Raw genomic sequence first — 1,617 nt, forward strand, 5'->3', positions numbered from 1 at the left:
TTTGGTCCGCTCGACTTGCATGTATTAGGCACGCCGCCAGCGTTCGTCCTGAGCCAGGATCAAACTCTCCATAAAAGTTTGATAAAGCTCATGTTTCACAGGATGTTGTTTCCTGCGACACTTCATAAATGAAGTAATTGACGAGATACCTTGTATCTCTTTATTTCGCTTGGCTTTTGTTCAGTTTTCAAAGAACTGCGTCGTTTTTTAGCGACTTTTCTAATATAACACAAACCCGAAATGAAAGTCAACAATAATTTTCTTAGTTATTTTTTTCATTTCAGCGACAAGCAATAATATAACACCTTTTTTAAATATGCGCAAGTGTTTTTTTAAAAACCTAAACAAATTAAAAAGCTCGTCTATTTATTATACTACTTTTAAAGAAAAAAGAAAGCCCTTATGTTAAATCGAGTAGGAGGGGGTGACGAACCCCCGACCTCTCACACCACCGTACGTACGGTTCCGTATACGGCGGTTTCACTTAAGTCCAACGTCTTGTTTGATACCTCTCGGCTAGACTCATGAGACCTTGTCCTTTCCAGTATTCACTGTTCAGGGCATAATCCATGATCGGGCTGTGAGCGACTCTCCAGTAGCCTTTTCGACTGTTCGCCCACTGCCAAGCCTTCGCCTTCTTGATCCCCAATCTGACTAGATTCTTTTGTCTAGCGGAAGTGGTTTTCCACTCTTTCCATCGAATCATCCTTAATCTTCTTCTGATCCATGCATCGATTTGGGCGAGGATACTTGGTGTGTCCACCAATTGATAATACCCAAGCCAACCTGTTAGGTAGCGATTCAGTCTGCGTAACCGATCAGACATCTTCATGGAGTGTCTTCGGCTCGTCAGTTCTCGAATCCGTTGTTTGAGTCGTTTGACACTTTCCTTAGACACCCTCATTTTCGGATCCTTTCCTCGTGTGAAGGAGAATCCTAGTAATTTACGGTTCCAAGGACGATCAACGGCACTCTTCTCTCGGTTGACCTTAAGTTTCAACCTGTTTTCGATGAAAGAGGTTACGCTCTCCATGATACGGAGCCCCGCTCGTTTGGATCGAACATAGATGTTACAGTCGTCCGCATAGCGGACGAACTTCAATCCACGTTTCTCCAATTCGTTGTCTAACTCATCTAGGACAATATTGGACAGGAGTGGACTAAGCGGTCCTCCTTGCGGAGTTCCTTCCGTGTTCGGGCTCACCAGTCCTCTTTCCATCACACCCGTTTGGAGGTATCGGCGAATCAGTTGAAGCACTCGAGGATCTTGGATTCGGGAGGAGAGTTTCCTCATGAGACGGTCATGGTTCACCTTGTCGAAGAACTTCTCCAAGTCAATGTCTACGACCCATCTGTATCCTTCCTTCATCCACTGCTTCGCCTGCCTGACGGCGTTATGTCCTCTCCGATGCGGTCTAAACCCAAAACTTCGTTCGGAGAACGTTGGATCATAGAGTTGAGTCAAGATTTGGGCGATCGCTTGTTGAAGGAAACGATCCATCACCGTGGGGATCCCTAGTTTCCTTACGCCACCGTTCGGTTTCGGGATTTCGACTCGACGGACAGGCTTCGGGAAATAAGACCCTTCTATGATCTCATTTCGAATGGAAGTCCAGT

1 protein-coding gene and 1 rRNA gene are annotated in these 1,617 nt (G+C 45.5%); both read right to left on the minus strand.

The features are described 5' to 3' along the window. A 16S ribosomal RNA gene (locus E2L07_RS07415) occupies nucleotides 1–75 on the minus strand; the annotation flags it as partial. A gap of 409 nt (nucleotides 76–484) precedes the next feature. Then, nucleotides 485–1,617 (minus strand): group II intron reverse transcriptase/maturase (gene ltrA, locus E2L07_RS07420; RefSeq protein WP_134229281.1); only part of this gene is annotated, 1,133 nt, incomplete at its 5' end.

The sequence above is a fragment of the Halalkalibacterium halodurans genome (assembly GCF_004376175.1).
GTDB lineage: Bacteria > Bacillota > Bacilli > Bacillales > Bacillaceae_D > Halalkalibacterium > Halalkalibacterium halodurans.